This is a genomic window from Paenibacillus sp. FSL P2-0322 (assembly GCF_037975315.1).
Classification (GTDB): Bacteria; Bacillota; Bacilli; order Paenibacillales; family Paenibacillaceae; genus Paenibacillus; species Paenibacillus polymyxa_B.
The window spans coordinates 1,473,250-1,498,841 of record NZ_CP150243.1; the positions used below are offsets into that span (position 1 = coordinate 1,473,250).

Consider the following 25,592-nt stretch of genomic DNA (forward strand, 5'->3'; position numbering starts at 1 on the left):
AGCAACTTTATTGGAGATAATCATAGAGGACTCTTCCATATGGAAGCGTTAAATCGGCAATAAAATGTTTTCCGCCAATATAAGCTTTTACCGGCAAATCTGCCACAGGAGCGTTGACATGGGGAATCAGGCTTAACCTCGCAGGCCCTGACCAGGCGCCTTTAACCGTAATGTTTTCGAGATTATACGCTACCAACTGAGCAATTTTAGGGGTACCGTCAACATCAGGAATTAATTTCAAATTAACTTGCGTTTTTGCGATGGCTTTAGCCGTTTCCTTTTCATCAAGAATGTTATATTTGAAAGGCATGGTTCCCGTGGCCACCAGGACGTTGTTGTAATGCAATGTACCCGTCAGCGTTTCCGTCTCCTCAACGATCAAGCGAGGCTTCGCCCATTTTTTCGGAAATCCCCAGATTTCACGTCCTCCCAAAATAGCAGGCGCGTTATCCAAATACATTTGGGCAACAAAATTACAGGGTTCTCCATGAAAAGTACACGGAATGACAATACCGCTTTCCTCATAGCTTCCTAACCCGGATGAATCGGGCATCTTGATCCATTCATAGGAAACGGTATTGCTTCCATCCGGCTGAAGAGGTTCCGGGACCGCCTGTCTAATCGCAGCGGGATCGGATTCATAGGTAATGATGAAAAATTCCCGGTTGATGAAGCGACATGGCGGGCGCCCATAACTGCCGCTGGCCGCAGGCATGGATTGGAGTGAAAGTACTTCTTTTTGATTCATAGCGATCTCCCTTCCTTTTAAGAGATAGTTCTAAAAGTCATCCTGAACTCGCACTTTAAATGAGTGCATTTTCAACTAGCATCGCTATTCCCATTCCCGTTCCGATGCATAACGAGGCGATGCCGTAACGTGAAGATCTTCGCACCATTTCATGAACCAGCGTAACCAATACCCTAGCACCGCTTGCACCGACAGGATGCCCGATCGCGATCGCGCCGCCATTGACATTCACCTTCTCAGGATTGATTCCAAGCTCTTTCAATACCGCTAGTGCTTGTGCGGCGAACGCTTCATTAATTTCAAAAAGATCGATGTCATCAATAGACATTCCCTGTTGCTTCAGAAGTGACGAAATGGCCTTCACCGGTCCCATTCCCATATATGCAGGGTCAACGCCAACAAGTGAATAACCCTTGATATATGCCAACGGCTTTAACGCATGTTCCTTACATTTGTCTTCCGACACTACAAGCATAGCCGCCGCGCCATCATTGATTCCTGAAGCATTTCCGGCAGTAACCGTTCCGTTCTCCTTAAAGGCAGGTTTTAATTGAGAAAGTTTTTCTTTCGTTGTATTTCCTCTTATGTGTTCGTCCTCCGTGAAAGAAATAGTTTCTTTTTTGTTTTTGATCATGACTGGAACAATCTGCTCTTCAAAAAGCTTCTTGTTTTTAGCTTCTACGGCCTTTATCTGGCTTTGATAGGAAAATTCATCCTGCTCAAGTCTTGAAATTCCATATTTCTCGGCAACATTTTCTGCGGTAATTCCCATATGGTAATGGTTGATCGGGCACGTAAGACCGTCGGCCACCAGGGAGTCTACCAACTCACCGTTGCCAAGTTTGTAGCCGTTTCTTGCATTTCTTAGCAGGTAAGGGGCATTCGACATGCTCTCCATGCCTCCGGCCAAGACGATGCTGCCTTGTTCCGCCAATATTGAATTGTAGGCTAAAGCAACGGCATGGAGTCCTGAACCGCAAACTGTGTTTATCGTTGTTTCGGGTACATCAATAGGGATACCGGCTTTTAGTGCCGCCTGTCTGGCAGGATTTTGGCCATTGCCCGCCTGAAGAACATTTCCCAAATAAATTTGATCAATCAAAGAAGGCTCTAATTTACTTTGCTGAAGGCATGCTGTCATCACAGTTGCTCCCAGTTCAGGAGCGCTTAGAGGCGCAAGGGTTTTGTTAAAAGAGCCGACCGCTGTTCTCAACGGGCTTACTAAAGCTACTTTTTTCATTAAAAACTCACATTCCTTTCGTTGTGTTCAAGACACAATACATCCATGATTGCACTTCAATTCGTAATTTCCGTTCTTAACCTACGAGATGTAGCGACTGCAAGATACATTTGCTTGCGGGCATATCATGGTGCCTAAGACAGTGAGTGTGAGGGTTCGATCGCCTTCTCTCGTTGGAAATTAAAACCAGTTTCATCATAGTTCTAATGCAGATTTTGCTCAATGTTCAAAAATATACACATATCTATGTACAGATGTTTATAGAGCCATATAGGCCACAATAATTAGGCCATTCTAACGTTTTCTGTTAATTTCTTAATTTTTCTGAAAATCATGATCATAAATTGAATTTTCTGTTAAAAATGAAAGTTACAACCCATACGTGAAAAAGTTTTCCTCGCAAATATCATCTAACTCATCGCTGGGAAATAAAAAAAGCCTCCAGAATGTTCTGAAGACGGATTTGCCTTTCAATATTCATAATCTTCGTTATATTGTGCCAGCTTGCTTCTTGTTAACGGTGTCACTTGAAAGGGCGGTTTTTTCGTATGAACAATAAAAGAAGCCGACTTGCTTGAAAGCAATCGGCTTGGAACATAAAACTTCAACAACTCACGAAAAATGTACATCCGCTGTCGCGAGTAAACGCACAAAACGATTGCCAAGCATCCCATTATGATGCGCTACAATTTGTTCACTGCTCAGCACCTTGCTATCAAATGTACTATGCGCATCTAATACGAGCACGTTGTTATGGTATCCCAGACTATAGGCGCTTCGGCAAGTCGTGTCGAGGCAAAACTCGGTCTGCATCCCCGCGATTACGAGTTGATCGGCTCCCAGTTCCTTCAGCACATGGCCCAATTCGGTTTGATAAAAGCTGTCCCAGGATGATTTACGAACAATTCGTTCATGAGGAAGAGGACGCACCACATCGGCGATGGCCCAGCCTACACTGTTTTCCCGGAAATCCTCATCCGCTTCATCGGTATGCTGTACAAAAATCACCGGTGTACCTGTAGCTCTGGCTTTGTCCAAAAGCTGCTGCAAATGCGCTACAACTTCCTGTTCACGATACAGCTTCTCATCATACATGAACATAGCCTGCTGAACATCAATCATGAGTAAAACGGTTTGCCCCATCGTTTCAATCCCTCCCTGTGTGTATCATCTAACTTACAATAGCATGTCTTCATGCCTTGCGGCGACATAAGGTGAACTATATAATAAAGAACAAGTTGGAACGGTCCGATTCGGACGAAAGGTGATTAAAATATATGACAATTTCGCAGGAGCAGTTTATGTTCCGTTCTGTCTCAGAGGCACAGACCGGGGCATTGGCAGGTTTTTTGGCAGCCAAAGCGGTCCCCGGAACGGTGATTGTGCTGGATGGAGATCTGGGAGCGGGCAAAACTGCTTTTTCCAAGGCTTTTGCCAGCCATTTAGGTGTGCCGGGTATCGTAAATAGTCCAACCTTTACCCTCATTAAGGAGTACGAGGGCCGATTGCCTTTGTATCATATGGATGTGTACCGGATTTCCCAGGACGAGGCAGAGGATCTCGGGCTGGACGAATATTTTTACGGGACAGGAGTATGTCTGGTGGAATGGGGTAGTATTATACCGGATATATTGCCGGAGCAGCGGCTTCACATGTATATAGAAACAACGGATGTCGGGGAGCGCTTGATTCACCTGACCGGGTACGGCGAGCCTTATGAACAATGGTGCCGCAGTTTGCGGGAGAATGGAGTTTGAACCATGCAAAGAGAGCATACAGATGTGAATGTAAAGCCGCGTGAGCGGTTTTTGACGTTAGATACAGCGACGACCGTGATGGCGGCCGCTCTGATGAACGGAAGAGAATTGCTGGGAGAAAGCAACGTCTATGGCGAACGTAATCATTCCGTGCATGTGATTACCGAGCTGGAACGACTGCTGAATGAAGAAGGGCTGACACGAGATGATGTAGATGGTATTGCAGTTGGTGTTGGACCGGGGTCTTATACCGGTATCCGGATTGCGGTGACCGCAGCCAAAACACTCGCTTGGGCCTGGGGTATCCCGGTGACGTCCATATCCACTTTGCATGCTTTGGCGTGGGGTGGTTGGAATCGCGGCATCGAGATGAAGGGACAAGAAGATAAAAATGAGTCTGTGAATAACGGTTCGTCCGGAGCGCAGGCAGCAGACTGGATTGTGCCCGTGCTGGATGCGCGCCGTGGTCAGGTTTACACGGGGCTGTTCGACGTGAGTACAGTTGACGACGTCGAGAGTCCGCAACGGCTGGAGCCAGATGCAATCCGGTTGATGACTGCTTGGACCGATGACCTGCTGCAACGGCTGGAGGCTTTGCCCTATGAAGAGCGTCCTCCAGTCATTTGGCTAGTCGGTGAAACGGCGGTTCACGCCGAAACAGCCGAGCGCCTGCGTGCTTGGAGCGAGCTTCGTATCGTACCTTATGAGCTGGAAGGAAGATGGGTTGGCCGCCTTGGGGCGGATAAGCTGCTTCGTCAAGAACATGACGAGTTACATACGCTGGTTCCTAATTATACCCAGCTGGCGGAGGCGGAAGCCAATCTGCTTCGCCAGCGCTGAAGAGAGCGGTGAACAACATGGCAAAGAACATACAGCGGGAAGAGAAACTTGAGTTTCGCTTGATGCAACTGAATGATATTCCCGATGTGCTGGAGATTGAGCATGAAGCGTTCACGCTACCGTGGACAGAGGAAGCATTCCGCAATGAGCTGACGATGAATCATTTCGCTAAATATATGATTATGGAACTAGACGGACAAGCCATTGGTTACGCAGGCATGTGGACGATTATGGATGAGGCCCATATTACGAATATTGCGATTCGTGAGGCTTATCGCGGACGTAAGCTTGGAGACAAGCTATTGGATGAGCTGATGCAGACCGCCTCTTATTTAGGGATGGAACGTATGACGCTGGAGGTGCGGGTAACGAACCGGATCGCTCAAGGCTTGTATGAGAAAAAAGGCTTTAAGCCCGCAGGTGTGCGCAAAGGCTATTATTCGGATAATAACGAGGATGCTGTGATCATGTGGGCGGATCTTCCCGCGCATGGGGCATCCGGTGAACAGGAAGGAAGCGTGCAGAAGCAATGATGCAAGAGGAAAAAGCAGGTACAGGCTCCGCCTCTGGCGAGCCTTGCTATATACTGGCAGTGGAAACGAGTTGTGATGAAACGGCTGTTTCTGTCGTGAAAAATGGCACAGAGGTGCTCTCGAATCTGATTTCCAGTCAGATTGAAACACACAAAGCCTTTGGTGGTGTTGTGCCAGAGGTGGCTTCACGCAAGCATGTGGAGAGCATCACCTACATGCTGGACGAGGCCATGCAAACATCAGGAATTACCCCACGCGAGATTTCGGCGGTTGCCGTGACACAAGGACCAGGACTGGTTGGTGCATTGCTGGTTGGTATTGTCGCCGCTAAGAGCGCTGCTTTGGCGTTCGGCAAGCCGTTAATTGGGACGCATCATATCGCGGGACATATTTATGCCAATCAGCTGGAGCATGATATCGTATATCCGTGCATTGCTCTCGTTGTGTCAGGAGGACATACAGAGCTGGTGCTGATGGAGTCCGAAGGTCATTTTCAACTCATTGGTCGTACAAGGGATGATGCGGTTGGAGAAGCCTACGACAAAGTAGCGAGAGCCATTGGATTTCCGTATCCCGGCGGTCCGCATGTGGATCGTGTGGCTCATGAATCGGAGGAAGTGGTTACTTTGCCGCGTGCATGGTTGGAGCCGGATTCTTATGATTTTAGCTTTAGCGGTTTGAAATCTGCAGTGCTGAATGTAATTAACCAGACGAAAATGCGCGGAGAAACTGTTCATGTCGGAGCGATCGCAAGAGGCTTTCAAGAGTCGGTCGTCGAGGTGCTGGTGGAAAAGGCGATTCGTGCCATGCGTGAATACGGTGCGAAGCAGCTCCTGCTTTGTGGCGGTGTGGCTGCTAATCGCGGACTGCGTACAGCATTGCGGGAGCGCTGTGAGCGCGAAGGAATTGAGCTGCTTGTACCATCGATGAAATATTGCACAGATAATGCAGCGATGATCGGTGCTGCGGCCTACGCCAAATGGAAGCGCGGGGAATTTACCTCATTGGATATGAAGGCTGATCCAGGACTGTCTCTGGAAGAATGGTCTGTCCAAACTTAATTGAAGAAGAATGAGCAAGACACGGCACAGTTGAGTCGTGTCTTTTTTGTCCTGCTCCATAACTATCATAAAAATATAAATTCAAGAGGATAAAATACAGGAGTTTGAGCAAATGAATGGCAGTATCTCATTCCCTCACATTATTCGTCACAATTGTTCACGATTTTTCATGATTCCTCAAAAAAATCTGGAATTTTGATACTGCCCGAATAATGATGTGATTTGTCAAGTTGTGAACAAAGTTATCCACATATACCGCTTCGAATGTGGATAACCGAGCCCGAAGCAAGCAGGATAAGACTTTTTGGAGATAGCAAGTTGGGGGATATGTAACACCTTTAGTTCTTGTGAAATCTGTGGATAATGTGGATAAAAGGGTGGATAAATTTGGTTTTCATTTGAAAACGGCTTTTTATCAATAAAAAAATGGCCCAAAAGGCCATTTTTCAATCTCATTCATACACATAAGCTGTGGATAATCTTGTGTACAAAAATACAAAAGAGGAAAATGTGAATTTTTTAAGGCTAAGATTTTATGCAGTAGTGTTTATTCTTCTAACAGCTCTTCCCAAGCGGTATAGGTTTCAGTCAATTCCTGTTTATGGGTGTCGAGTTGTGCCTGAATATTCTGAAGCGCTGTGTAATCCTGATAAATCTCAGGCAGGGTCATTTGTTCCTCCAGCCCTAAAATTTGTTCTTCCAGCGTTTTAATCTGGTTTTCCAATGCCTCCAGCTTGCGTTGACGGCTGCGTTCCTCGCTTTTGGCTTGTTTGTCCGCCGCATAGGTGGCGGCGCGTGATTTGGACGTGGTCTCGTCTGTCACGGATGCAGAGGCAGCCGATGTTTTGCCGCGTGTGGCCTGATTTGCCTCCAGAGCTTCCAGCGCAATTTCCTCTAACTCCTGCTTTTTGGCTACATAGTCATCATAATTCCCCAGGAAATGTTCTATCCCTTCAGGATGCAGCTCGATGACACGTTCCGCCATTTTGTTCAGGAAATAACGGTCATGGGAAATGAACAACAGTGTACCGTCATAGTCCATCAAAGCTGCTTCCAGCACTTCCTTGCTAAACAAATCCAGATGGTTGGTAGGCTCATCTAGAATTAATACGTTGGCTTCGCGCAGCATGAGCTTGGCCAGAGAAACGCGGGCTTTTTCCCCTCCGCTTAATGCAGCTACTTTTTTCAGTACATCGTCACCGCTAAACAGGAAATTACCCAGCACTGTACGAATACGTGCTTCTTCCATATGAGGGTATTCGCTCCACAACTCCTCCAGTACGGTATTGGCGGGGTTCAGGTTCGTCTGCTCCTGGTCATACAGGCCGATTTTGATTTTTGTGCCCCAGTGGATGGAGCCAGCAACAGGTTTAAGTGATCCGGTCAGACATTTGAGCAACGTCGATTTTCCGATCCCGTTCGGACCAATCAGTGCCACGGTATCTCCACGTTTTAAGTCGAACGATGCGTGCTGGAATAAAGGCTTTTTACCTTCATACCCCACAGAGAGGTCACGTACCTCCAGCACTTCCTTACCTGACATATGGGCTGTTTCAAAGGAAAAATGAGCCTTTTTCAAGTCTCCCATGGGCCGATCCATACGCTCCATTTTATCTAACTGCTTGCGCCGACTTTGAGCGCGTTTGGTCGTGGAAGCCCGTACGATATTACGTTGTACGAATGCTTCTAAACGGGCAATTTCTCCTTGCTGCTTTTCGTAATGTTTCAGGTTCGTTTCGTACTCGGCAGCCTTCAACTCCATGTAGCGGCTGTAGTTGCCTGTATATCGGGTAGAACGATGGCGTTCGATTTCAATAATCGTCGTTACCAGTCGGTCCAGAAAATAACGGTCATGTGATACAACCAGCAGAGAACCGGAGTAGCCGCGCAAATAGTCCTCCAACCAGGTCAGTGTTTGAATATCCAGATAGTTGGTAGGCTCATCGAGCATAAGGACATCTGGGGCGAGCAGTAGGATGCGTGCTAGCGCAAGCCGGGTTTTCTGTCCTCCGCTCAGAGTAGCTACAGGCGTCTCAGGTGCAAATGAACCAAAGCCCATGCCGTGCAGCACGCTGCGAATACGGGTCTCCATTTCATAACCACCGTGATCCTTGAACCAGTCTGAACGACGTGCATAGCGTTCCAGCAGATCTGCGTAGCGTTTTTCGTTTTGAGCATTGGCCAGGTCAGCGATGTCCTGTTCCATTTGCCGCAGTTCCCGTTCCGCTTCAATCAGGGGAGTGAACACCAGCATCATTTCCCCCCAGATAGAACGATCAGAATTCAAGCCGCTGTTTTGCGCCAGATAACCGATGCTGGTCTCCTTCGCCTTGAAAATTTGTCCACTGTCATAGGATATTTCACCAGCAATGATTTTGAGCAGGGTCGATTTGCCTGCACCGTTCACACCTACGAGTCCAATACGTTCACGTTCCAATATTTGAAGGTTAATCCCGTCCAGAACGGGCTCAATTCCATAGGATTTAGTAATTCCGGTTACTTGCAATAGCATAGCGTATCGTTCCTCCATTACATTTTGCACAGTTCTACCTGCTTTCTTCGCAGGTACCTTCCTTCCAGTTTACATGAAATTACCCACTATTGCACTGCTTTCACCCTGTAAACCCTTGAGCCGCGTGTAGTCAATTTGTATAAACAATGATAAACTTAAACGAGAAGTGAAAAAGAATGAAAAAAACTTGCAACGTACAGCACTTACTGACAAATGGGACAATAGTAACGTTTTAAAGATTATCGACGATTGTGCGGGAGGGCGGATGTGATGGATGTCTGTAATGTGAAGAACGCGCTGCGTTTGCAGCAACGGGAAGCGCGTGACTCCATGGACCCGCTGACAAGGCAGAAGGCATCGGCTGTGGCCTGTCGGCATGCAATCGAGGCATGGGAGCAGCTTAGAATAGACAGAAACGGAGATAAGCTAACATTATTTAGTTATCTCTCTTTTGGCAGCGAGATTTCGACGGCTCCCCTCATTGAGCATTGCTGGTCACAGGGAGATCGTGTCCTGGCCCCAAGAGTGGATCCGGTAACCCGGACTATGGAGCTGAGGGAGATGGATCAGTACGGAGATATTGTACCCGGTATCTGGAACATCCCTGAGCCTGCTTTGACATGCAAGGAATGGTCGCCTGAAATGTGGGCGGGAATTGACTGGGTTGTTGTGCCTGGCTTGGCCTTTGATCGTCGTGGGGGCAGGATTGGTTACGGCGGAGGCTATTATGACCGCTTTACCGTACAGGTAGAGGCAGAGAAGCGTAACAACAGCCACGTAGGTCCGCTTTATGTCTCGCTGCTGCTGCCGGGACAATTGCTGACACAGGTGCCCATGGAGCCAAGTGATTTGCGAGTGGACGTGCTGTTTACTCTGGATGGACGCTTAGATTGTGATTATGCAAAATTGACAAATGATGAATGAAGTAAAGTTGGGTATGTGAAAGGAGCTGTGAGGGAGTCGTGGATTCCTTTACTCATTTTAACGAACAGGGACGGGCTCGGATGGTAGATATTTCGGGTAAAACGTCTACGATTCGTACAGCAGTTGCCGTGACTCAGATTACGATGAATCCGGCTACATTGACGGCTGTAAAAGAAGGAAGAATCGGCAAGGGTGATGTTCTTGCTGTGGCCCAGGTCGCAGGGATTCAAGGTGCGAAAAAAACGTCAGACTGGATACCGATGTGTCATCCACTGGCCCTGACAGGCGTGAACATTACTTTTTCCGATAATGGACATGATGTGCTTCATATTGAAGTTGAAGTGAAGACCGAAGGTAAAACAGGTGTAGAAATGGAAGCTTTGACAGCGGCTTCAGCCGCAGCGTTAACCGTGTATGATATGTGCAAGGCGCTGCAAAAAGATATGATCATCGGCCCTACCATGCTGCAATCCAAAACAGGTGGCAAGCATGGGGATTTTCAAAGGGAGGACCACCGGGAACCTTGACATAGACAACATTGTCGCCGAGAGGGTACTGTGATGTGATGGAGGATGCAGCGTGGCTGTTTCTGATTTTCAGAAGAGAAAGTATTCTTTCATGATAGGAGAAGGGTGATCTTATGGTGTGGAAAACGGCGATCCTAACAGCCAGTGATAAAGGGGCAAGGGGAGAGCGTGAGGATACAAGCGCACAGGTCATCCGGGAACTCATCGAAGAAGAACTGGGCGGAGAGATTGTGGAATACCGGATCGTTCCCGATGAACCGGATGAAATTATTGCAGCTTTAATCGAAATGACCGATTATTTTCATGCAGACCTGGTACTAACTACGGGCGGAACTGAGCTGGCGATCCGTGATGTGACACCCGAGGCGACTAGGCGGGTAGTGGAACGGGAAGTGCCAGGCATGGCGGAAGCCATGAGAATGATCGTGATGCAGAAAAATCCAGCGGCTATGCTATTCCGTGGAATCGTGGGAATACGCGGACGTACACTGATCGTCAATTTGCCAGGAACACCCAAAGGTGTGCATGAAAATTTGGCAGCGATAATGGACCAACTTCCAGAAGCGTTGCTTATGGTGACAGGCCAGTTCCGGTAGAAGGCAGCACATCGTGTGTGGTATGATACCTATAAGAATTTATAAGGCCGTATACGGGCAAAGATTCTTATTTTGTCCGTCAACATAAGGAGGATTACTACACATGCCCAATATTGGAGCACCGGGTTATATTTTGTTGATTATTCTGGCGCTGCTGTTATTTGGTCCGAACAAGCTGCCTGAGCTGGGTCGAGCTGTAGGGCGTACATTCCGTGAGTTTAAAAACGGGGCACGCGATATTTTATCAGAAGATGAACGGACTGAGCGTAAAGACAGCAAAGATAGTGTGGTCAAAGCATCACAAACGACGTCTTCAGAAGTTCAACCTCAGCCTGAGGATAAACGCTTGTCATAGATTTAGTTATAATTCTTGATGCTTGTACAATAAACAAGAGCCTCTTCTTCAGTGAAGGGCTTTATTTTTTAGGAGGCGCTGCTGCGTTCCGTTCAGAAAGGAGGAATGGACTTGACCCCATCAGAGCATGAAATGCCGTTAATGGAACATCTGGGAGAGCTTCGCCGCAGAATTATTTATGTGCTAATTGTATTTGTATTGGCACTGGCTGGTGGTCTGTTCGCGGCGGGTTCTGTCTATGACTGGCTTATTCGCTCCGGTTCGGCGCAAGCTTTTCAGTTAAACGCGTTTTCCTTTTGGGACGGGATTGGTATCTACATGAAGATCGCCATGATCATCGGGATTGCGGTGGCGCTACCGTTTGCCTGCTACCAACTGTGGAAGTTTGTCAGCCCGGGCTTAAGACCGCAAGAACGGAGTGCGACTTTGCGGTATGTGCCTTATGTGCTGCTTTTGTTCATCATTGGGGCAGCTTTTGCTTATTTCATTATTTTCCCAATGGCGATTCAGTTTACATCGTCTGTCACCAAAAGTATGGGATTACAGGAAACGTACGGGATAGCACAATATTTCACCTTTATGTTTAATATTGTACTGCCTGTAGCGCTGTTGTTTGAGCTCCCACTGCTTATCATGTTTCTGACGGGGATTCATGTTATAACACCAATGCGGCTTCGCAAATGGCGGAAGATTTCTTATTTTCTGCTTGTGTTCGTTGCGGTTGTCATTACTCCGCCGGACTTTATTTCCGATTTTTTGGTGGCGATTCCGTTGCTGGTGCTATATGAAGTGAGCGTGTATTTGTCTTCGGTCGTGTACCGCAGGCAGCTGCGTGCGCAGGAGGAACGTGAGGCCCAGTTGCGTGTAGCTTCGGAATAATAAGGCAGGACCTGAATGGCTCAGTAAACAATTTATTCGGGTCCGCGCTACATGACAACTTGCAGATAATGAATAGCATTTGTATATCATAACTATTTACAGAGTATGAACAGCAGCAGCTTAGCTGCCTTAAAAGTAACCATTAGCCTTGGGTTAACGGTTATTTTTCAGATAGATGGATATAATCGGGAAGGGCTGTCCATAAAAATTCCCATAAAAAATACATTAGGGACTTGAAATTCAATCTCAAGTTGAGTATCATAAAGTTGGTTGTTAGCACTGACGACTGTCGAGTGCTAATACATACAACATAACAACCAAATTACAGGATAAAACACTTAATAAGGAGGCTATTTTTTCATGATCAAACCTTTGGGTGAACGCGTATTGGTGGAAGCAATTGAGCAAGAGACAACGACTTCCTTCGGGATCGTACTTCCTGACTCTGCCAAGGAAAAGCCGCAAGAAGGCAAAATTATCGCGGTTGGCGCAGGCGCATTGAAAGACGGTGCCCGTATTCCTCTGGAAGTAAAAGAAGGCGACCGTGTCATTTTCTCTAAATACGCTGGAACGGAAATCAAATATGAAGGTAAAGAATATTTGATTATGAAAGAAAGCGATATCCACGCGATCATCGGTTAACCGGAACCCGGACAAGACCTGAATATAGGAATTGAAACAAATCATTCATAATCCATAGGGAGGTTTATCACAAATGGCTAAAGATATTAAATTTAGTGAAGACGCTCGTCGCTCTATGCTGCGCGGGGTTGACGCATTGGCTAATGCTGTTAAAGTAACACTCGGACCGAAAGGCCGTAACGTTGTACTGGAGAAAAAATTCGGTAGCCCGCTCATCACCAATGACGGTGTAACGATTGCAAAAGAAATCGAGCTGGAAGATGCGTTTGAAAACATGGGCGCTCAACTGGTTAAAGAAGTAGCAACCAAAACGAACGATGTAGCTGGTGATGGTACGACTACTGCTACTGTTTTGGCTCAAGCCCTCATCACAGAAGGCCTGAAAAACGTAACTGCGGGCGCAAGCCCAATCGGTATCCGTAAAGGGATTGACAAAGCGGTTAAAGCAGCTGTTGCTGAACTGCAAGCCATCTCCAAACCAATCGAAAGCAAACAATCCATTGCTCAAGTAGCTGGTATTTCCGCTGCTGATGACGAAGTAGGCGAACTGATCGCTGAAGCTATGGAAAAAGTGGGCAAAGACGGTGTAATCACGGTTGAAGAATCCCGCGGTTTTGCAACAGAGTTGGAAGTGGTTGAAGGTATGCAATTTGACCGTGGCTACATTTCCCCGTACATGATTACAGATACGGACAAAATGGAAGCTGTGCTGGACAATCCATATATCCTGATCACAGACAAAAAAATCACAAACACACAAGAAATCCTGCCATTGCTTGAAAAAATCGTACAACAAGGCAAGCCACTCGTTCTGATCGCTGAAGACATCGAAGGCGAAGCGCTGGCTATGCTCGTTGTCAACAAACTGCGTGGTACATTCAACGCTGTAGCTGTTAAAGCTCCAGGCTTTGGTGACCGTCGTAAAGCAATGCTGCAAGATATCGCTGCCCTGACAGGCGGTCAAGTGATCACGGAAGAACTGGGTCTGGACCTGAAAACAGCTTCCGTAGACCAACTGGGTACAGCACGTCAAGTGCGTATCACAAAAGAAAATACGATTGTGGTTGACGGTGCTGGAAACAAAGCCGACATCGACGCTCGTGTTAGTCAAATCCGTACGCAACTGGAAGAAACCACTTCCGAGTTCGACAAAGAGAAACTGCAAGAGCGTCTGGCTAAATTGTCCGGCGGCGTAGCAGTCATCAAAGTCGGTGCGGCAACTGAAACAGAATTGAAAGAACGCAAACTGCGCATCGAAGATGCCCTGAACGCAACCCGTGCTGCGGTTGAAGAAGGTATCGTATCCGGTGGTGGTGTAGCGCTCCTGAACGTATACAAAGCAGTTGCAGCTGTTGAACTGCAAGGCGACGAGCAAACAGGCGTGAACATTGTGTTGCGCGCTCTGGAAGCTCCAATCCGCACCATCGCTGCTAATGCAGGTGAAGAAGGCTCTGTAATCGTTGAGCGTCTGAAACGCGAAGAAGTTGGCGTAGGCTTTAACGCAGCTACTGGCGACTGGGTAAACATGATCGACGCTGGTATCGTGGACCCTGCAAAAGTAACTCGCTATGCATTGCAAAACGCTGCTTCCGTAGCAGCAATGTTCCTGACTACCGAAGCGGTTATCGCTGACAAGCCAGAACCAGAAAAGGCTGCAATGCCTGACATGGGCGGCATGGGTGGTATGGGTGGAATGATGTAACAAAGGGTATACCGCTATTTAAAAGGCTCCCGAGAGGGAGCCTTTCTTCATTAAATCACGAAAAAATCACATTTCTTGCAAAGGGAGATGATCTTTCGTAAAATTGAAGTTCAATATATCTGCAAAGTGAATTCTTATTTTCTCATTAGCATCCTTTTTCATCTTTTCTGTGACGTGTGTGTAGATCTTTAGAGTTGTTTCTGGGTCATCATGTCCAACGCGCTTCATAATCGTTTTTAGGTCTACTCCAGCCTCTGAGAGCATGCTTATGTGGGTGTGTCTAAAGATATGGGGAGTGGCTTCTTTTTTGGATGAATGGATATCCATTGTCACGACAGAATACGAAATCCTTGTCATGATAATCACGGTACATTTTTCTGTTTTCCTGAACTATTTTTTGCTGCGTATTTCTATAATCGGCAAGCAAGTCCATAATGGTTTCGTCCAAGTCGAAAGTGCGGATAGACCCTTTAGTTTTAGGAGGGGTGAGTTTATATAGCTTCATATTGTTTTGCTCATTATAGAGAGTCTTGGTCACTCGAATTTCATTCGTTTCAAAATTAATATCCGTCCATTTTAAGGCACATAGTTCCCCTGAACGCATGCCTGAAAAGGCGAGAAGATAAAAACGCTCTAAATCCATTGGTAGGCCATGCAGGTATACTGCCTGAAGGAATTCCATTATTTCAGGCTTTTCTAAAAATTCGTCTTCAATGGTCGTATTTTCAATTTCTTCTACAGTCAGCATTTTGGCTGGTATGACTGCACCCGTGCAAGGATTGTCCAATCGCATTTTATTTTTTATTGCATATTTCATAATCATATTCGCAGTGACATGTACCCCTTCAATTGTGGTTCGGGCATATTTTTTATCATCGAGATCATTGAGTATGTTTTGATATTGCTTATGCGTTACCTTGTCAATATTTATTTTGGGAATGTATCTCACCAAAATTTTAATTTCTTTGCTTCTGACTCTGACGGTGCTTTCTTTGACCTCCCCTTTAGAGTAGGTTTTCAGCCAATCCCATGCAACTTCCTCGAAAGGGAGCTTTTTTACTTTCTTGGCATCCACGCCATGTTTAACAAGATGATGACGATAATGATAATTGGGGATGGCTTGGTCTGTTGGGATTAATTGGATTGGAAGGCTTAAGACGTCGCGACCATGAAAACCACAAAAAAAGATAATCGTAAATACAACTCAAAAACACCTTAACAATCCCCGCTAACCTTAACTGGTCGGCGGGGATTGTTTTTAATTAAACTATTTGCTGCTAAGTCTGAATACGTCGAAAGTCGTTTATTGTACACCTTTTTGTAAGGCGCTTTACGTGTATTCTGAAACCATCCCCAGTACGTGGCATCTGTTCTGAGGAAATGAAGTCTTAGAATAACGAATACGTCATTAAGCTAGCGGGCAGGATAGCGTAATATTTTGGTTGTAGTTATAATGTTTAATAGGGACATTTAATGGCTCCAATTCATCAGGAGTTACCAATGACTTGTGTCGAAATATTCGAAAAGGGGCAAGTTGTGTGAAAAAGACTGAAAAAATTTACAACACTGCAGTTGAGGCAACTTTAGAGGTAATTGGTGGGAAATGGAAACCTGTTATTCTCTTTCATTTGACATTCGGTAAGAAACGTAATAATGAATTTAAGAGCTTGATTCCCGCAATTACTCAAAAGATGTTAACGCAGCACCTTCGGGAGCTTGAAGAAGAGGGCGTCATCTTACGTATTTCCTATAATCAGGTACCACCTAGAGTTGAGTATGAGTTGACAGACTACGGCTGGAGTTTAAAGGAACTCCTACATCTGATGTGCCGTTGGGGGGATTCGCATATAGAGAGAAAGTACGAGGGAAAGGCTACTGTTCTGGCTAATCCAATGCTTACAGACGTAAATAACAGTTAGAAACCGACCCAGTACAAGGTCGGCTTTCTTATTTAAACGGTAGTTTACGGGATGACTTTACGCTTGCGGAAGTCGTTGAAGATGTTCATAAACATTGCTTCGGTATCGACGAATTCGTGAAAGCCTAAACGACGAGCCTTAGTTCCGTCGGCAAAAAAATCGTAATCCCATGCAAACACGAAATCGCCGAATAGCCAAGAGGATACGTCTTTATAGGAATTCCGAGCAAGCCCATGCTTCTCAACCATTTTGTTCCAAAGCTGCTCCTTGTCCTCCATGACAACGTCCAGAGACATCTGCAACGGAGGCGCTGTTTCCATACCAAAGTATTGAGCGATCTTCGGCCATAACTCATTCCAACGGAACAGATCGCCGTTCGTAATGTTGAATGCCTGATTCGCACAGCGTTCGTCGGTCGCCGCCCATACTGTTGCCTTTGCGAGAAGCCCAGCGTCTGTCATCTCCAAGAGGCTGTTATAAGCTCCCGACTTACCTGGAAACCGCAAAGGTATTCCCAGTTCCTTAGAAATTGAAGCGTAAATCGCTATGACCATTGCGAGGTTCATCGGATTTCCAAGCGAGAAGCCGCAGACTACAGAAGGACGGAGTGCAGACCAAGTCCAAGCCTTACCTTTTTGCCGTTGTTCTAAGAAATCTTGCTGATCAATATTGAACTCAGGAGGCATGTGGTTAGCGTCCGTCTCACGAGCAGGAGTTTTGAACGGGCCGAGATGTGCGCCGTATACCTTGTATCCCTGCATCAGACTGACATGTTTCAAGCCCGACGCGATTGGTTCGATCACTTCTACGATGTTCACTAACATGGCGAGGTTCGGTGGAACAAGTTCAGCCCAAGTTTGACGGTCTTGGTAAGCAGCATAAAAAATGTGTGTTACCCCAGTTAAATCGCTTAACTTCTCGTGAAGATCGTCTATATTGAGTAGATCCGCAGCCACATATCGAACATGGTTGCTAGATTCTCCACCGCGACGCGATACGCCGATCACGTCCCAATCAGGAAGAGAGATGAGGTGATCAATGAGGTTGCGACCGATAACACCATTCGCACCTACGACCAAGGCGACTTTGCGTGTTGTTGTAGATTCATTATTCATAGTGTTTCAGCTCCTTCTGTACTATTCTTTGTACAACATTATTTTGCATCAACTAACCATACATAGGAAGTACGCACTATAAAGTGACATAAGCACTTTAAAGTAATCGAGGTATATTCAGACGAAAAGAAGTCAGTCAACTCTCTCTTTGCTTTCTTAATCATTATGGTAGATGGGTATACTCGGCGCTAGATTTCAAAGGTAGTTTAAGTTAACGGGACACGTTAGCTTAAATAAAAACAGTGGTAGTCTAAGACTTTATTTTCAAGCCATAGTCTGCCGTTCTATTCCCACAGTTTTAAGTAAGCTAGGCGCAGAGTGGGCATAAAAGCCGGGTTGCTGCGACAACTATATCTCATGGGAAGACAAGACCATCCTGAGGCATACCGTAATTCTGGAGGGTGGGATCAATCAAAAGATCATCATGCTTGCAGGAGAAGGAGAAGGGTACTTTAGAGACCATTATTTCCTTCTAACGGTTTTGGATTATGATCGTATCCTAACATTTGAAGTAAGTGAATACTCTAAATAAAATAGTAAAAGCTCTGCTAACCTTAAGGTCAGCAGAGCTTTTTAGTTGAAAAATTGTTTACAGACGGACATTCAAGGTGCTTTTAATCCACTTTTTAATGTTCGATGAAAATAAAGTTTTGATAATTACAATAAAAGAAACAACGGTAGGCTAGGACGGGAAAATAAAGCCCTAGACTGTCGCTGTTTCATTGAACTAACGTCTCTGTGTTAGTTCAATCTAGACTGATGTGAATCTTGTTCATCCTAAGCCAACCAGGAGTTTAAAAAAGAGTATTTTCTTCGAGTAGTTGTGTCTCACGTAGATCTCTAGCCCTCCGAACAGAGGGCGAGTAAAAAACGTCACTATGCATATGCTGAATTTTATCCCAGTTTCCAGGATTGGTCGTGTCTGGAGAGCGGTGCTCCAGAATGGCCTGATACAGGGCCGTTTTTTGTTCCAAATGGGCAACGTGCTGTTTGGCTTCTTCGAGCTTAACGAGCGCCGCTTTCTTATGCTCTATCATGAGTGTGTAGCGTTGCGGAATGGTCGAATCCCCTTCGAGACAGAAATCGACGTACATTTTAATGACTCCAATCGGCATCTCGGATTGCTTAAGACATTTGACGCCATGCAACCAGTTGATCGATTCTTCGTCGAACATCCGAATGTTGTTTTGATTGCGCTGTACGCTTGGTACTAGGCCTTTATCCGTGTAAAAGCGTACAGCGTGCTCGGTGAGCCCCGTTATCTGGGCGGCTTCTTTGACTGTATACATGTGGAATCCTCCTTGGAAAAATAAAATTTTTGAAGACGGCTTGACTTCGTGTAACACGAAGGCGATAGGCTTATTGTAATGCAAGTCGACCGTAAGCGGAAGCCCACTGAGGTGCCCGATTTCCCAGTTCCGCGGCCGTTTGCGTTTTACATTTGAATAATGGGAGGAAATACAATGCAAACCGTAACATTAAACAATGGTGTGAAAATGCCGATCATCGGTTTTGGTGTCTACCAAGTTCCAGATGCTGAAGAATGCGAGAACGCCGTATATGAAGCGCTGATGGCTGGTTACCGCCTGATCGACACCGCCGCCGGTTATCTGAATGAGGAAGCGGTCGGTCGTGCGATCAAGCGCAGCGGCGTACCGCGTGAGCAGCTGTTCATCACGACCAAGCTATGGGTTCAGGATGCCGGCTACGAGAGTGCTAAGTTCGCGTTTGCCAAATCCTTGAAGAAACTGCAACTCGACTATCTCGATCTGTACCTTATTCACCAGCCGTTCGGCGATTACTACGGTGCTTGGCGTGCGATGGAAGACCTGTACCGCGAAGGCAAGATTAAGGCGATCGGTGTCAGCAACTTCCTACCCGACCGCCTTATGGACCTCATCGTTCATAACGAAATCGTGCCCGCCGTCAACCAGATCGAAACGCACCCGTTCTACCAGCAGACAGAGAGCGCAGCTTTTATGAAAGAGCAGAGAGTTCAACACCAGTCGTGGGCCCCGTTCGCTGAGGGACTTAACAACATGTTCAGAAACGAAGTGCTGGTCTCGATCGCAGAAAAACACAAAAAGTCCGTCGCTCAGGTCGTATTGCGCTGGCTTGTTCAGCGTGAAGTCGTTGTAATTCCAAAATCGGTGAGAAAAGAGCGGATCGTTGAAAACTTTGACATTTTTGATTTTGAGTTGAGCGCGGACGATATCGAACAAATTTCGACCCTCGATACGCGGGAAAGTCTTTTCTTATCGTACCGCGACCCGGAAGTCGCCAAGATGATGGGCAACTGGAGAGTCGATCTGTAAACCTTGAATCGAACCGTAAACTTATCACGCGTTTATCCTCTTATGGGGATGGAAAGGTCTACACTGCGGGACATCGTCATTCTGGAGGACTGGGAGCGGGATAGAGCATACCAATGCTGCCAAGAGAAGGTGAGAGGTATTTTAGAGAATATTAAATTCTCAGAAATATCATTGCTACTTCGTATGTCTCAATATACAATAGAAGGAAATTATTAATGAGAACGATATGTGGTGAATATTTCGTTATTTGAATCACAAAAAAATCACAATCTCGGCGAATATGGATGAATATAGGCAAATGAAATTTTCTGAATAGGGAAAAAAAGTGTTATAAATTAAGAGTTAAGTTCTGAAATGTCTAGCGGCGAGGCTTAATCAAAGATGGGCGGCATGATGTAATAAACATCATCAAGCCTTGATATATTGGGGTTTTTAAGTGGAATAAAGATAAATTTCATACTTTTGCTCATAGTAAGTAAAAATGCTCACTTTTTTCACAAAAACCGTCTTATCAGAAAAGGTCTCTCATCAGTTCACTGAACTGATGAGAGACCTTTTCTCTATATTGGCTGTCATATGAGGGGAAATATTCATTGTTGTGTTTATGTCTGTTATGCCTGAACGCTGTTGAATCTCCTTTACTCCCACACCCGCTTCAATTAAGAGAGAGGTATGTGTATTTCTGAATGAGGGTTAACGTTTTTATCAATACCTGCCTTTTTAAATAGACGTTTTAGTCTAGTTTCCACTACTTTTCTTGATTGCAGATGTCTATCATTTCGTGCAAAGATAAACTGGTTATCTACATATAGGTTTCCTTTCTCTAATTTTATTTCTTTTTGTTTGATCTCATGGCGTTTTAACATTTTCACAAGTTTTGCGTCAATACGAATGGTTCGGATAGATCCTGATGTTTTCAGTAAAAGTAATTCATACTTGTTTATATTGTTACTTGGATCGTATAAAGTCTTTGTAATACGAGGGATACACTTGTACCATAATAGCTTAAAGGCTATCGACAAAAGTATGCTTTCCTACATCTTGAGCAATTAGGGACACATGAATGGCACTGACATCACATGAACCCTTATTATCTTTGGAAAGATGATAGTTATTCGAACTTGCTTATTGTTCATAAAGCAGTTCATCAGTCAATTCATCAAAAAGACAAAGACAGAATAGAAAATTTTTATAATATTTAAAGCTTACTAATAAGTAGAAAGAAAAAGTGAATACTCTACGATTAAAATGTCGAAATGAAATAATCTAACTTTGGAAAAACAGCACTCGTCTACTTAATACATAGATAGAGTAAATTGGATTAGTTGGAACAAGGTAAGAGGTGGAAGTCACACGTACGGTGTGAACAGGGGGAAAAGGGAGCGATAACTTTAAACCCTTACCTATCTTTATGTAGAATACTTATGAAGTCGATTCTCCATTGTGAAATCGGCTTTTTTGATGCTGATGCACAAAAACTAAATTAGACATTCTTCTGCAAATTGGTATCAAAAGCTACGAATATTTAAGTATCGTTTGTTCAGAATATATATTATTGATAAAAAAGGGAGGAAGGATTTTGAACAAGTTAATTGTCCATCATTGCTATTCCCGCTCATCCTTTGACTTGTCTGATAATCGCAACCACGGTTTGCCATTATATGTTAAACAACACCCAGAAGCTTTTATCTTTGACAAACCAGAGAGCATGGTTCAAATTGACCCTAACCCTGGTCTTAAGGATCTTTGGTCTATCCGCGCCCTCGTTTCATTTAATTTGTCTCCAGGAGGAGCTTCCAATCGGGCATATAACCTTATTGAGGGTGATGATTGCTTTGGAATGTATATTGAAAGTGATGGGTCATTGAACGGGAACATCGTCACTGATCGCAGCCATTGGGAAGTTCGATCCGAGCCAGACCTTATTACTACTGACAACTGGCATACAGCCGAACTCCTATATGATGGAGTAAATACTTCAGAACTTTATCTTGATGGAGTAAAAGTTGCCGAAACATATAATGGTGAGGGACAAGTAAGTTCTATTGGATCTAGAGGCATTGCCATAGGACACGATGCCGATAAATTAGTAAACAACTGGACCTTTAAAGGGCTTATCAGTGAAATGAAATTGTTTAAGTATGATCCATATAAAGACATTAATGGGCTCCTAAATTCCTCTTGCAAAGACAGTAAAGCCATTGATATTGTTGTGCAAAAGTTACGACAGTACAAAGAGACACCTGAATCGGTAGAAGCTAAAGGGCGTGAGATACTACAGTTTGGTCTCGACATCATGAGCCAAGTAAGGGGTAACGATGCTGAAGTTACAAAACAGCAACGTCAATACTCTTTTGAAGCTTTTACAGCCTTTTTGCGAGGCGACCAGGCAGCTTTCACTTCGGCTCAGGCTAGGCTTGCTTTACTCGCAATGCAAAACCTTAGTACACATCAGATTAAGGAAATTGAGGTAAAAAGAGACAATCTTATCAAAAGCATGCCTTTACCTTTCGATGAACTTCAAGGTGTACTAAGCGCGTTTTGCCTTAATAAGACAACCATAGATCCGAATGCGCTCGTTGACGAGATTCATCGTTTGTCTAGGTAAACCTGAGAATAAAACAGGAGGGTGATAAACATGTTTAAGAATTTAAACTCAGTGGAACTCGCTTTGGCTTTTCAGCCAATCCTCCTTTTCGATCCGAGTGAGCGATTTTACCCAATTGCCGCCGAAGAATGGTTGGATCATCTAGCCACTGATCCATGGGATGGAAAAACTAATAAGCGAGGTAGTGCGGTAATGGTGGTAGACCGCAATACCACTAGCTTTGGCGATATAGATGTTCAAGCAGGTAGCCATTACCCCACAGGTGATCACTTGGCCCTCAGTAATATCGAGCCTAACGGCATCGGACAAGAATTTACTGTTGGATTTAATCAGGATTTGTTTATTAATGTTGCAGGTTGGGATGATGCTCTGTCTCCTGACAATCAAGGCTACACAAAAGGTTCTCTTCAATACCTTGATTTGCTATTTAGGTCAGTAAGTAGCAATATTAATCCAATAATACCATTAGATGAACCTAGACCCTCGCCCGAATTTACCTTACCGCGTCTAAGCGTCCCGACCATTTACGCCGAGGTTGAATGGGCTGGAACATATCCGCGGCTTGATAAAGAACGGAGGGATAGTGTAAAAGATAATAAACAACTTGATTTTCCCCCAAGCATTGAATCAGATGAACCTGATAAGAATAACATTATGCTAGACCTTGATCGTTATATTGCTATAACTTATTATATGCTTTATCCTGCAATGGAACCGGCCCTATCTAGTGAAGATGACGAGATTCATAAACGGGAGGGACAGTGGGAAGCGATTACTATTTTCATTAAAAATATCTTTGATGATCTAGGCATGCGTAAGAGCCGAGATGGACGGCAACGTATGGATTTTTTCTATGGGAACGATGTAAAGGAGTGTATTGACTATTTTGAGCCCCGCTTTGTAGTATTTAGTAAAGGCTATACTACCGGTGAAGATCTTGACTCACCATTGGCGGCAGAGGTACGTCCTCTTTTTAATGTCAACAATCCTAACTTGGGAGTAATCAGGTTTGGTACGAATACTGTGGCATTTGTCGGTGCTGGACTACACAAGAACTTGTTTAACATTGCAGGAGCAGTGGTGATTCCTGGGGATTCGCCTCCTGACCCTACTCTAAATTCCATTGGAGGTGCTATTATGGGAGCAGCTGGCACCGGTGCTGGGATATGTCTTGCTTTTATAGCATCGTCAATTCCTCCAGCAGTCGTTGTATGTTTAGTTGTTTCTGGTGTGGTATTTTTAATTGGCCTAGTTTTGTTTGTGCTATCTTGGTTGCTCAAGGACGATCCAACGATTACAGAGGTACCACTTCCGAGCAGTACCGACGTTGCTAGGAGAGGTGGAGGACAGGCATTGCCTCCAGGGTTCCCAACGTTAACAAGTCCAGGAGTTGCACCTGTGGGCAAAGGTCTAAAAGCCATGATTCGAGTAATTGATCGATTTGGATTCGATCCTGAATTACCTGAAAGTAGCTATCCACTACCTGAACCGACTTCATTGGAAAATCCAATTGTGGAAATGCCTACATGGTGGAACTTTTCGGGACGGTGGGGAGTTAGAACTGTCCACCGTGCAACTAGTGAATGGGATAGTGGTACCTGTCGTGTAGATAAATACGGGCGTTCAAGAGGTTACTGGAATACCTATCGTCTTATCAAGTTCATTTCAGATCCTGACCGTAAGAGCGATAATATTCGATTGTGAGTTATATTACTAAGGAATTTTAGTGCAATTTACTTAGGTGAGTTTAAAGACCATATTGTTTTACTAGTGATAACCAATTAAAGATTAATAAATTGAACGAATGTGTTATTAAAAGAAGAATTAAGCATTTTAAGGCTGAGGCCATCTTTTAGTTGTTCCATAAAACCAGCTAATGGTATGCTGGGATCAATTCCGGCAAATGCTACTAGTTTCTTAGGGTGATTAAACCGATCTATTCCCCAATCTCAGAAATAATCGTGGCAGCGATTTTTTCACCGATGTCGGGGATTGATCGGATAATCATACACTCTTCAATATGCTTTACTAAAGCATCTATCTCGTCTTCAAGCGTGGATAGGTGCTTTTTGTATTCAAGAAGCATATTAATATACATGTTCAAACTTAAAGAAAGGTTATGATATAAGGTTTTCTGAAAAGGGTTTTGACTGCGGTAGCCATTAGTTTTTTTGCCTGACTATCTGCCCATTGTTATGAACGACTTTCACAGAACTCATTTATCTTGTTAGCGATGTTTTTTCGCCTGCTTTCAAAACTTCTTCTGAACTTGGAATTGATTGTAAGTCGGTAAAGAAAAAGAAACATCCGAATATAAGGCACCAAAAACTCCGTGAAATTGCCGTTTGGTTTGTACAAACATGCCTGTAATATGTTCAAGCTGTCCGTAAGGTTACGAAGGTTTAAGCGTTGGATTGCCGTTGTTTATAAGGCTCTAGGTCCTCTTTATAATACAGCCCGCAGAGGTGATTAGCGTCAATAATATTTGTCTTTACCTTACGTAAACTAGAACTCTTAGCCCGATACGATATGAAAGGATTCACTATAATTAATAAGTACCCTCTGTCAAGAAAAATTGCACAATTGGTGTGTGATAATGTCCAGTTGATTCTAATACTATGGGACGATGCCCACCTGATTTCCTAGAAATGAGCTTCGTTGGAATTTATATAAATGAAGTCATTTGTTTGAGGCCCTTTATTACATCATTCCGCCCATTCATCAAGTAATACAGGCTCACTAACACCTACACTCACGATGAAAATAATTCTGGGTTTAATTTTGTGAGAAAAAAGGCGTTGGATTATACACTTCTTGCAGCTGCATTAAGCCAGTTATGGATATGTGTATCCAGCCGTTGGGCGATGATTTGATAGATATTATAGATTGTGAAGGTGAGTTTGTTATTGAAATCGCGGTTTGCTCTTCCGAGGGATTCACACGACAGCTCCTTTAATCCAGGGTAACCACCGGCTGAGACAGCAGCGCGCCACGCATGGCATTTCGCGAACATCCGCTGTTTCGCATTACGCTATAACTAAAGCCGAGGGATACGATAATGGGAACAGCAGCCGAACAATATGATGCAGGACTTGAATCAATTTATTGGATGGATAATAAGCTTCAATAGGATGAGCTGTAATAATCCAAACATGATAGGGTCAGGCCTATGCCTATCTTTTCCTAGATGAAGTCAACAGCCCAATCTTTTTGGTTAATTGCACAATAAGCTACTTTGATTAGACTTTGGAGGTGACCATTAATTATGTTTCGACATTATTGTTGGCAAAAGAGAATGCATCGGAGAAAATTTAGAAGA

21 protein-coding genes and 3 pseudogenes are annotated in these 25,592 nt (G+C 44.7%); 16 read left to right on the top strand and 8 right to left on the bottom strand.

Features of this window, described 5'->3' with window-relative positions; translation table 11 throughout:
- Nucleotides 1-7 precede the first annotated feature (7 nt).
- From MKY24_RS06475 to MKY24_RS06485, 3 genes are all read right to left on the bottom strand, one after another.
- Nucleotides 8-748: an acetoacetate decarboxylase gene (locus MKY24_RS06475; protein ID WP_068938650.1), complete on the bottom strand. Its 741-nt coding sequence runs from the start codon at nt 746-748 to the stop codon at nt 8-10.
- A gap of 55 nt (nt 749-803) precedes the next feature.
- Nucleotides 804-1,988 carry an acetyl-CoA C-acetyltransferase gene (locus tag MKY24_RS06480; RefSeq protein ID WP_076157945.1) on the bottom strand — a complete coding sequence of 395 codons (1,185 nt, stop codon included), beginning with the start codon at nt 1,986-1,988 and terminating at the stop codon, nt 804-806.
- A 612-nt stretch (nt 1,989-2,600) separates the two neighbouring features.
- Nucleotides 2,601-3,131 carry a cysteine hydrolase family protein gene (locus tag MKY24_RS06485; protein WP_075153900.1) on the bottom strand — a complete coding sequence of 177 codons (531 nt, stop codon included), beginning with the start codon at nt 3,129-3,131 and terminating at the stop codon, nt 2,601-2,603.
- A 134-nt stretch (nt 3,132-3,265) separates the two neighbouring features.
- On the opposite strand from MKY24_RS06485, the gene tsaE reads away from it, so the two are divergent.
- From tsaE to tsaD, 4 genes are read left to right on the top strand one after another with little or no spacing between them, the layout of a single operon-like run.
- Entirely contained in the window at nt 3,266-3,745 is a 480-nt protein-coding gene (tsaE, locus tag MKY24_RS06490; protein WP_053324873.1) for a tRNA (adenosine(37)-N6)-threonylcarbamoyltransferase complex ATPase subunit type 1 TsaE, read from the top strand.
- Nucleotides 3,746-3,748: 3 nt separating this feature from the next.
- Nucleotides 3,749-4,585, top strand: coding sequence for a tRNA (adenosine(37)-N6)-threonylcarbamoyltransferase complex dimerization subunit type 1 TsaB (gene tsaB, locus MKY24_RS06495; RefSeq protein WP_075153901.1), 837 nt, complete (start codon nt 3,749-3,751; stop codon nt 4,583-4,585).
- Nucleotides 4,586-4,602: 17 nt separating this feature from the next.
- Complete coding sequence (gene rimI, locus MKY24_RS06500; RefSeq protein ID WP_071639897.1) at nt 4,603-5,118, top strand: ribosomal protein S18-alanine N-acetyltransferase; 516 nt, start codon at nt 4,603-4,605, stop codon at nt 5,116-5,118.
- Entirely contained in the window at nt 5,115-6,179 is a 1,065-nt protein-coding gene (tsaD, locus tag MKY24_RS06505) for a tRNA (adenosine(37)-N6)-threonylcarbamoyltransferase complex transferase subunit TsaD (RefSeq protein ID WP_075153902.1), read from the top strand. Before rimI ends, tsaD begins: the two co-directional genes overlap by 4 nt.
- A gap of 547 nt (nt 6,180-6,726) precedes the next feature.
- On the opposite strand, the gene abc-f is transcribed toward tsaD, so the two are convergent.
- Complete coding sequence (gene abc-f, locus MKY24_RS06510) at nt 6,727-8,691, bottom strand: ABC-F type ribosomal protection protein (RefSeq protein WP_254348189.1); 1,965 nt, start codon at nt 8,689-8,691, stop codon at nt 6,727-6,729.
- A 270-nt stretch (nt 8,692-8,961) separates the two neighbouring features.
- On the opposite strand from abc-f, the gene MKY24_RS06515 reads away from it, so the two are divergent.
- The 7 genes from MKY24_RS06515 (at nt 8,962) to groL (ending at nt 14,316) form a co-directional block, all read left to right on the top strand.
- Nucleotides 8,962-9,615 (top strand): 5-formyltetrahydrofolate cyclo-ligase, encoded by a 654-nt coding sequence (locus tag MKY24_RS06515; protein ID WP_339202283.1) that lies wholly within the window; start codon nt 8,962-8,964, stop codon nt 9,613-9,615.
- Between the two features lie 38 nt (nt 9,616-9,653).
- Nucleotides 9,654-10,142, top strand: coding sequence for a cyclic pyranopterin monophosphate synthase MoaC (moaC, locus tag MKY24_RS06520; RefSeq protein ID WP_013309211.1), 489 nt, complete (start codon nt 9,654-9,656; stop codon nt 10,140-10,142).
- A gap of 113 nt (nt 10,143-10,255) precedes the next feature.
- Nucleotides 10,256-10,738, top strand: a complete 483-nt coding sequence (locus tag MKY24_RS06525) for a MogA/MoaB family molybdenum cofactor biosynthesis protein (RefSeq protein WP_013309212.1) — start codon at nt 10,256-10,258, stop codon at nt 10,736-10,738.
- A 103-nt stretch (nt 10,739-10,841) separates the two neighbouring features.
- Complete coding sequence (locus tag MKY24_RS06530; RefSeq protein ID WP_013309213.1) at nt 10,842-11,093, top strand: twin-arginine translocase TatA/TatE family subunit; 252 nt, start codon at nt 10,842-10,844, stop codon at nt 11,091-11,093.
- A 111-nt stretch (nt 11,094-11,204) separates the two neighbouring features.
- Nucleotides 11,205-11,972: a twin-arginine translocase subunit TatC gene (tatC, locus tag MKY24_RS06535; protein ID WP_023987474.1), complete on the top strand. Its 768-nt coding sequence runs from the start codon at nt 11,205-11,207 to the stop codon at nt 11,970-11,972.
- Between the two features lie 360 nt (nt 11,973-12,332).
- Nucleotides 12,333-12,614, top strand: coding sequence for a co-chaperone GroES (gene groES, locus MKY24_RS06540; RefSeq protein WP_007429271.1), 282 nt, complete (start codon nt 12,333-12,335; stop codon nt 12,612-12,614).
- A 73-nt stretch (nt 12,615-12,687) separates the two neighbouring features.
- Nucleotides 12,688-14,316, top strand: a complete 1,629-nt coding sequence (groL, locus tag MKY24_RS06545; protein WP_013309215.1) for a chaperonin GroEL — start codon at nt 12,688-12,690, stop codon at nt 14,314-14,316.
- Nucleotides 14,317-14,382: 66 nt separating this feature from the next.
- Here the strand turns inward: groL and MKY24_RS06550 are convergent.
- Nucleotides 14,383-15,391 (bottom strand): annotated as a pseudogene (locus tag MKY24_RS06550) (site-specific integrase).
- A 14-nt stretch (nt 15,392-15,405) separates the two neighbouring features.
- Between MKY24_RS06550 and MKY24_RS06555 the strand changes: the two are divergent.
- Nucleotides 15,406-15,507: pseudogene (locus MKY24_RS06555) on the top strand (WGxxGxxG family protein); the annotation flags it as partial.
- Nucleotides 15,508-15,854: 347 nt separating this feature from the next.
- Nucleotides 15,855-16,235, top strand: coding sequence for a helix-turn-helix domain-containing protein (locus MKY24_RS06560; RefSeq protein WP_025685981.1), 381 nt, complete (start codon nt 15,855-15,857; stop codon nt 16,233-16,235).
- A gap of 44 nt (nt 16,236-16,279) precedes the next feature.
- Here MKY24_RS06560 and MKY24_RS06565 read toward each other — a convergent pair whose 3' ends face one another.
- Together MKY24_RS06565 and MKY24_RS06570 are read right to left on the bottom strand one after the other, a co-directional pair.
- Complete coding sequence (locus MKY24_RS06565) at nt 16,280-17,350, bottom strand: SDR family oxidoreductase (protein WP_025685980.1); 1,071 nt, start codon at nt 17,348-17,350, stop codon at nt 16,280-16,282.
- Between the two features lie 794 nt (nt 17,351-18,144).
- Nucleotides 18,145-18,639, bottom strand: coding sequence for a MerR family transcriptional regulator (locus tag MKY24_RS06570; RefSeq protein WP_339201631.1), 495 nt, complete (start codon nt 18,637-18,639; stop codon nt 18,145-18,147).
- A 174-nt stretch (nt 18,640-18,813) separates the two neighbouring features.
- Here MKY24_RS06570 and MKY24_RS06575 point away from each other — a divergent pair, with 174 nt between their 5' ends.
- From MKY24_RS06575 to MKY24_RS06585, 3 genes are all read left to right on the top strand, one after another.
- A complete protein-coding gene (locus tag MKY24_RS06575; RefSeq protein ID WP_053324879.1) occupies nt 18,814-19,665 on the top strand; it encodes an aldo/keto reductase in 852 nt (283 codons plus the stop codon).
- A 1,579-nt stretch (nt 19,666-21,244) separates the two neighbouring features.
- The gene (locus tag MKY24_RS06580) at nt 21,245-22,273 is read left to right on the top strand and encodes a LamG-like jellyroll fold domain-containing protein (RefSeq protein WP_339201632.1); all 1,029 of its coding nucleotides are present in this window, start codon (nt 21,245-21,247) and stop codon (nt 22,271-22,273) included.
- A gap of 30 nt (nt 22,274-22,303) precedes the next feature.
- Nucleotides 22,304-23,977, top strand: coding sequence for a hypothetical protein (locus MKY24_RS06585; RefSeq protein WP_339201633.1), 1,674 nt, complete (start codon nt 22,304-22,306; stop codon nt 23,975-23,977).
- 164 nt (nt 23,978-24,141) lie between these two features.
- Here MKY24_RS06585 and MKY24_RS06590 read toward each other — a convergent pair.
- Nucleotides 24,142-24,893: pseudogene (locus MKY24_RS06590) on the bottom strand (transposase); the annotation flags it as partial.
- Between the last annotated feature and the right edge of the window lie 699 nt (nt 24,894-25,592).

What these genes read in the sequence shown, in the direction of transcription:
- MKY24_RS06475 (WP_068938650.1), bottom strand. Translation starts at nt 748, where the DNA reads ATGAATCAAAAAGAAGTACTTTCACTCCAATCCATGCCTGCGGCCAGC.
- MKY24_RS06480 (WP_076157945.1), bottom strand. Translation starts at nt 1,988, where the DNA reads ATGAAAAAAGTAGCTTTAGTAAGCCCGTTGAGAACAGCGGTCGGCTCT.
- MKY24_RS06525 (WP_013309212.1), top strand. Translation starts at nt 10,256, where the DNA reads ATGGTGTGGAAAACGGCGATCCTAACAGCCAGTGATAAAGGGGCAAGG.
- tsaE (WP_053324873.1), top strand. Translation starts at nt 3,266, where the DNA reads ATGACAATTTCGCAGGAGCAGTTTATGTTCCGTTCTGTCTCAGAGGCA.
- tsaD (WP_075153902.1), top strand. Translation starts at nt 5,115, where the DNA reads ATGATGCAAGAGGAAAAAGCAGGTACAGGCTCCGCCTCTGGCGAGCCT.
- MKY24_RS06485 (WP_075153900.1), bottom strand. Translation starts at nt 3,131, where the DNA reads ATGGGGCAAACCGTTTTACTCATGATTGATGTTCAGCAGGCTATGTTC.
- MKY24_RS06585 (WP_339201633.1), top strand. Translation starts at nt 22,304, where the DNA reads ATGTTTAAGAATTTAAACTCAGTGGAACTCGCTTTGGCTTTTCAGCCA.
- MKY24_RS06565 (WP_025685980.1), bottom strand. Translation starts at nt 17,350, where the DNA reads ATGAATAATGAATCTACAACAACACGCAAAGTCGCCTTGGTCGTAGGT.
- MKY24_RS06530 (WP_013309213.1), top strand. Translation starts at nt 10,842, where the DNA reads ATGCCCAATATTGGAGCACCGGGTTATATTTTGTTGATTATTCTGGCG.
- abc-f (WP_254348189.1), bottom strand. Translation starts at nt 8,691, where the DNA reads ATGCTATTGCAAGTAACCGGAATTACTAAATCCTATGGAATTGAGCCC.
- tsaB (WP_075153901.1), top strand. Translation starts at nt 3,749, where the DNA reads ATGCAAAGAGAGCATACAGATGTGAATGTAAAGCCGCGTGAGCGGTTT.
- groL (WP_013309215.1), top strand. Translation starts at nt 12,688, where the DNA reads ATGGCTAAAGATATTAAATTTAGTGAAGACGCTCGTCGCTCTATGCTG.
- MKY24_RS06575 (WP_053324879.1), top strand. Translation starts at nt 18,814, where the DNA reads ATGCAAACCGTAACATTAAACAATGGTGTGAAAATGCCGATCATCGGT.
- MKY24_RS06570 (WP_339201631.1), bottom strand. Translation starts at nt 18,639, where the DNA reads ATGTATACAGTCAAAGAAGCCGCCCAGATAACGGGGCTCACCGAGCAC.
- rimI (WP_071639897.1), top strand. Translation starts at nt 4,603, where the DNA reads ATGGCAAAGAACATACAGCGGGAAGAGAAACTTGAGTTTCGCTTGATG.
- MKY24_RS06515 (WP_339202283.1), top strand. Translation starts at nt 8,962, where the DNA reads ATGGATGTCTGTAATGTGAAGAACGCGCTGCGTTTGCAGCAACGGGAA.
- groES (WP_007429271.1), top strand. Translation starts at nt 12,333, where the DNA reads ATGATCAAACCTTTGGGTGAACGCGTATTGGTGGAAGCAATTGAGCAA.